Raw genomic sequence first — 6000 nt, 5'->3', positions numbered from 1 at the left:
CGCTCACCCCGCTCGTTACGCTCACCCCGCTCGTTACGCTCACCCCGCGCATTGCGCTCGCTGCGTTCACCGCGCTCGCCGCGTCGATGGCGTTCGGGTCGTTCGCCGCGTGCCGGCCGGGCGGCCGGCGCAACCGGGGGTGCGACCTGTACCGGACTCGCCAGCGCCTGGGGCGCACCGACGGCTGCCCCAGGCGCGGGCCGTTCCACGTCCTCGGTGCGCTTGAACCAACCGAAGATCTTGCGAATGATCGACGGGTGATCTTCGCCGAGCGCCTGTGCCGACAGCGGTGACGCCGCTTGCGGCTCGGGTGCGGGCATCGGAGCATGCCGCTCGGGCGTGATGCCCTGCACGGCAGCCTGGGGCCGCGCCGGACGGGCTTCCTGCCCGGGCACGCGCAACGCCTCCTCTTCCTCGGGCACTTCGACCATCTTGTAGGAGAGCGGCACTTCGCCCATCTCGTTCGCTTCGTCGTGACGCATGCGCGCGATCGTGTAGTTGGGCGTTTCCAGATGGATGTTCGGAATCAGCAGGATTCCGATCTTGAGCCGTGCCTCGACCAGATGGATGTCGTTGCGCTTCTCGTTCAGCAGGAACGTGGCGACGTCGACCGGCACCTGCGCGTGCACGGCCGCCGTGTTCTCCTTCATTGCCTCTTCCTGGATGATGCGCAGCACGTGCAGCGCGGTCGACTCGATCGAGCGGATGTGGCCGGTGCCGTGGCAGCGTGGACACGGCTGGTGGGCCGTCTCGCCCAGCGATGGGCGCAGGCGCTGCCGCGACAGCTCCATGAGGCCGAAGCGCGAAATCTTGCCCATCTGCACCCGCGCGCGATCGTAGTGCAGCGCGTCGCGCAACCGGTTTTCGACTTCCCGCTGGTTGCGATTGCTCTCCATGTCGATGAAGTCGATCACGATCAGCCCGCCCAGGTCGCGCAAGCGCAACTGGCGCGCGATTTCGTCGGCGGCCTCGGCGTTGGTGTTGAACGCCGTCTGTTCGATGTCGGCGCCGCGAGTCGCGCGCGCCGAATTGACGTCCACCGAGACCAGCGCCTCGGTATGGTCGAGCACGATGGCGCCGCCCGAAGGCAGTGCGACCTGGCGCGAGTACGCCGATTCGATCTGGTGCTCGATCTGGAAGCGTGAGAACAGCGGAACGTCGTCGCGGTAGAGCTTGACCCGGTTGACGTTGCCCGGCATGACCGCGGCCATGAATGCCCGCGCCTGGTCGAAGATTTCCTCGGTATCGATCAGGATCTCGCCGATCTCCTGATTGAAGTAGTCGCGGATCGCGCGGATGACCAGGCTGCTTTCGAGAAAAATGAGATAAGGAGCAGCATTCTGGCGCTTGCGCTCGCGCCCTTCGGGCGAGCGCGGCTCCGAGCTTGGCGCGCCGGCTTCGTCGCTGTAGCGTACGCCTGCAGCTTCCTCGATCGCATGCCAGAGCTTGAGCAGATAGCTCAGGTCCCAGCTCAGCTCCTCGGTGGTGCGCCCGATCGCGGCCGTGCGCGCGATGATGCTCATCCCGTGCGGGATCTCGAGCTTGTCCAGCGCGTCGCGCAGCTCTGCCCGATCATCGCCCTCGATGCGGCGCGAAACGCCGCCGCCGCGGGGGTTGTTCGGCATCAGGACGAGATAGCGGCCGGCCAGACTGATGAAGGTCGTGAGCGCCGCGCCCTTGCTGCCGCGCTCGTCCTTGTCGACCTGGACGACCAGTTCCTGGCCTTCTCGCAGCGCATCCTGGATGCGGGCCCGGCCCGCGTCGGCGTCGCCGTTGAAATTGCTGCGAGCGACTTCCTTGAACGGCAGGAAGCCGTGCCGCTCCGCGCCATAGTCGATGAACGCGGCCTCGAGGCTGGGCTCGATGCGGGTGATGATGCCTTTGTAGATGTTGCCTTTGCGCTGTTCTTTGGTGGAGGACTCGATGTCGAGGTCGATCAGCTTTTGACCATCGACGATGGCGACGCGCAGCTCCTCCTGCTGGGTCGCATTGAACAACATTCGTTTCATCGGACTACCTGCTCCCGCGCCGAGCCCGGGAGGCAAGACCGAAGTGCCTGCTGCCGAAAAACGTCGGCTGGCGGCTATCCGTCGATCAGCGGCTTGAAAATGAATTCAGGCGTTGTTGATCTCGCATGGAGATTGACTGGATCGGTCTGCCGTTGGAATCCTGCCTGTTCGATGGCAAGATCGGGGATGCCGTGTCTGGCGCGTTCAAACCTGCATGCCGCTGCTTCTGGGTGAGCGGATGTAACCCGATATAAAACGTGCGTCCGGTAGTGCGCGCAACCTTCGATAGCGCCCATATTCATCTTCTTGCGCGCCACGTCGCTGTTGCGGGGGAACGTTGCGACCGGATGCTCTGCCTGGCCTGTCGCCCCTGACTTGCTCGTCCGCCTGGCGCGATCGGCACCAAGTGAGGCAGCGCTAGTATAGGCACAAATGAAGCCTTTGGGCAAAGATTCAGCGACCTGGATAGAGGCCGACGAGACGGTCGCGGGGCAGCGAGTGGACAATATGCTGCTCAAAGTGCTGAAGGGCGTGCCACGCCAGCACATCTATCGCCTGGTGCGCACCGGCCAGGTTCGGGTCAACAGCGCCCGGGTCGATCCCACGTATCGCGTGCAAGCAGGCGACCGGGTCCGGATTCCGCCCGTACGGATCGCGCAACGCGCCTCCACGGACGCGGCGCCGGCCCCCGCTGCCCGCTTTCAGGCGACCATCGTCCATGAAGACGATCACTTGGCTGCGATCGATAAGCCGGCCGGGATCGCGGTGCACGGCGGCAGCGGCATTTCGCGCGGCGTCATCGAGGAGATGCGACTGGCGCGGCCGCGGCTCAAGTACCTGGAGTTGGTGCATCGACTCGACCGCGACACCTCGGGTGTCCTGCTGTTGGCCAAGAAACGCAGCGCCCTGGTGGCGCTTCATGCCGCCATCCGCGAGGGTGCGGTGCGCAAGCTCTATACGCTCCTGGTCCGGGGCCGCTTTCTGCAGCCGCGGCGCGAAGTCGACGTTGCCCTGGAGAAGTACCTGCTGCCGGGCGGCGATCGGCGCGTGAAGGCAGGCAGCCGCGGCCTCGCGTCGCGCACCGTGTTCACGCTCGAGCGCCACATCGGGGAATACAGCCTGCTGCAGGCCGAGCTCATCACGGGACGCACCCACCAGATTCGCGTCCACGGCGCGCATATCGGTCACCCGATCGCGGGCGACGACAAGTATGGCGACTTCGCAGCCAACAAGGCAGCCGCGCGCGGGGGCTTGAAACGTATGTTCCTGCACGCTGCCCGAATCGAGCTTCGGCATCCCGCCACGGGTGAGCCGCTCGTCCTGGAAGCGCCGCTGCCGCCCGAGCTGAGTGCCTTTCTCGGACGCCTCGAGCGCGATCGGGTCGCGATCGAATAGGCGTGGGACGCCCTGCGCGCCCGGGGGTCGATCCGTCGAGCGTCTCGCGCGTCGAGGCCATATTTTCTCACGCAAAAATCCGACTGAATGCTGACTCGTTGCCTCATGAGTTGCACCCCGTTACGCGGTATACTGCCGCACGTCCCCGAAGCACCTCCCCTCGTTCAACTCATGCCACACGATTCCCTACGCTCGGAACCCGCCGCAGGAGAGCCCCAGTGGGAGCGTGCGGCGCTGGAGAAAATCGCACTCGCCTCGCTGCAGGAGCAACGGCGCTCGCGCCGCTGGGGCATTTTCTTCAAGCTGCTCGGCTTCATCTATCTGTTCGCGCTGCTGTTCGTCGCGCTCGGCTGGCTCGGCAAGCGCGACGGCGTATCGCCCGTGCGGCATACCGCGTTGGTCGAGATCAACGGCGTGATCGGAGCCGATCTTCCGGGGGCTGCAGAGAACATCACGGCCGGATTGCAGGAAGCGTTCAAGGACAAGGCGACCCAGGGGGTGGTGTTGCGCATCAACAGCCCGGGTGGCAGCCCGGTGCAGGCCGCGCAGATCAACGACGAGATCCGGCGCCTGCGCGAGAAGTACCCCGACACGCCGCTCTACGCGGTGGTGGAGGATATCTGCGCTTCGGGCGGCTATTACGTCGCGGTTGCGAGCGACAAGATCTTCGTCAACGAATCGAGCATCGTGGGCTCCATCGGTGTGCTCATGGACGGTTTCGGCTTCTCCAGCGTGCTGGACAAACTGGGCATCGAACGACGCTTGCTGACCGCGGGCGAGAACAAGGGCTTCCTGGATCCGTTTTCGCCGCTGGAACCGGCACAGAAAGCGCACGCGCAAAAGATGCTCGACGCCATTCACCAGCAGTTCATCAAGGTGGTGCGCGAGGGCCGCGGCGATCGGCTGAAAGAAACGCCCGACACGTTCACCGGGCTCATGTGGACCGGAGAAGAAAGCATCGAGATGGGGCTCGCCGATGCGCTCGGCAGCGTCGAGTACGTCGCACGCGAAGTGATCAAGGCCGAGGAAATGGTGGATTTCACCCCGCGCGAGAACATCGCCGAGCGCGTTGCCAAGCGCTTCGGCGCCGCCATGGCCGAAGCGCTGGTGCGAGCCGGCATGATGGCGTCCGACCGCGTCATGCTGCGCTAGAGATTACCTGCGGCGTTTCCCCGGCCGCGATTCGCTGCCAGATGCAATGCGCGCCACAGTCCCGCTGCTCGTCTCCGCGCCCAGCAGAAATACCGTGGGACGCCGGTCGATATCCGGGCAGTCGGCTCGCCACTGAGCGATCGTTCGCGTGACGATCCACTCCGAGGCCAAGGTTACGTCGGCCGCCAGGCAAAGCAGGCTGCCGGGGGCACACACGCCGAGCAGCGCCTGCAGCAGGCGGTTATTCCGGTAGGGCGCTTCGATCATGATCTGGGTTTCCTGCCGCCGCCGGGCGGCAAGCTCGAGCGTGCGCACGGTTTGGTCGCGGCGCGCGGCCTCCACCGGCAGATAGCCGTGAAAGACGAAGCGCTGGCCGTTCAGGCCCGATGCCATCAATGCGAGCAGGATCGAGGAGGGGCCGACCAGAGGGACGACCCGAACGGCGTGCGCGTGTGCGAGCCGAACCAGCCTCGCCCCGGGATCGGCGACCCCGGGGCAGCCGGCATCGGACACGATGCCCAAATCGCTGCCGGCCAGCGTGGGCGCCAGCAGTGCCGGCAGGCGGCTTTCCGGGGTGTGCTCGTCCAGTACTTCGATATGCAGAGCTCGGTCGGCAAGCGCTACGCCGGCAAGCTTCAGGAAGCGCCGAGCCTGCTTCGGGGTTTCCACCACCAGATGGTCGAGTCGTTGCAGGATGGCGAGCGTCGCGGCCGGCAGCGTCTGGATCGGAGCTCCGTCGCCGAGCACGCTGGGCACGAGGTAGAGCGTGGCGGGCATGGGCTGGCTGGGCAGGCGTGGTCGACGATGCGGGGTTTAGAGCGGGCTGACGCCTTCGGCCGCCAGCAAGTCGAGCAGTGCGATCAGGGGCAAACCGAGCAAGGCGGAGGGGTCGTCGCTGCGCACCCGATCGACCAGCGCGATACCGAGTCCTTCGATGCGCGCGCTGCCGGCGCAGTCGTAGGGCTGATCCGCGCGGAGGTAGGTCTCGATCACGTCCGAGGCCAGTTGCCGGAAATGGACCTCGGTCGGCACCAGCGCGGTCCGTTGCGTCGCGCGAGCGGCATTCAGAACGCACACCGCGGTATGGAACAGCACCGTGCGTCCGCTCATCGCGCGCAATTGCGCAACGGCGCCGGCGTGGTCGAGCGGCTTGCTGAACGCCGAGCGGCCATCGATGCTGGCAACCTGATCGGAGCCGATGATGAGGCTATCGGGATAGCGCGGCGCGACCGCACGCGCCTTTTGGCAGGCGAGTCTTGTCGCCAACGCGGCGGGCGATTCGTCGTGCAGCGGCGACTCGTCGATGTCAGCCGGACACACGCTATAGCGCAGCCGCAACTGCTCCAGCAGCGCCTTGCGATAGCGCGATCCGGACGCCAGGACGAGCCTGTCTTCGCTGGAAAACACCATGATTTTTGACACGAATTCGCGAAGATAATATCAT

The 6000-nt window shown here is 65.7% G+C and carries 4 protein-coding genes and 2 pseudogenes (1 of these 6 only partly in view); 2 read left to right on the top strand and 4 right to left on the bottom strand.

The window, feature by feature from the left end:
* Both GEV05_09275 and GEV05_09270 read right to left on the bottom strand, forming a co-directional pair.
* A pseudogene (locus GEV05_09275) lies at positions 1-2009 on the bottom strand (S1 RNA-binding domain-containing protein) (it extends 979 nt beyond the left edge of the window).
* A gap of 74 nt (positions 2010-2083) precedes the next feature.
* Positions 2084-2326, bottom strand: coding sequence for a hypothetical protein (locus GEV05_09270; protein ID MPZ43576.1), 243 nt, complete (start codon positions 2324-2326; stop codon positions 2084-2086).
* Between the two features lie 115 nt (positions 2327-2441).
* Between GEV05_09270 and GEV05_09265 the strand changes: the two genes are divergently transcribed.
* Positions 2442-3404, top strand: a complete 963-nt coding sequence (locus GEV05_09265; GenBank protein ID MPZ43575.1) for an RluA family pseudouridine synthase — start codon at positions 2442-2444, stop codon at positions 3402-3404.
* A gap of 171 nt (positions 3405-3575) precedes the next feature.
* A complete protein-coding gene (locus GEV05_09260) occupies positions 3576-4556 on the top strand; it encodes a S49 family peptidase (GenBank protein ID MPZ43574.1) in 981 nt (326 codons plus the stop codon).
* Between the two features lie 75 nt (positions 4557-4631).
* Here the strand turns inward: GEV05_09260 and GEV05_09255 are convergent.
* Together GEV05_09255 and maf are read right to left on the bottom strand one after the other, a co-directional pair.
* Positions 4632-5333: pseudogene (locus GEV05_09255) on the bottom strand (SAM-dependent methyltransferase).
* A gap of 36 nt (positions 5334-5369) precedes the next feature.
* Complete coding sequence (gene maf / locus GEV05_09250) at positions 5370-5966, bottom strand: septum formation protein Maf (GenBank protein ID MPZ43573.1); 597 nt, start codon at positions 5964-5966, stop codon at positions 5370-5372.
* Positions 5967-6000 lie beyond the last annotated feature (34 nt).

The organism is Betaproteobacteria bacterium, from assembly GCA_009377585.1.
Taxonomy (GTDB): domain Bacteria; phylum Pseudomonadota; class Gammaproteobacteria; order Burkholderiales; family WYBJ01; genus WYBJ01.
Note: the sequence above shows the minus strand (reverse complement) of the source record. Positions and strands in the feature narration are given on the sequence as shown.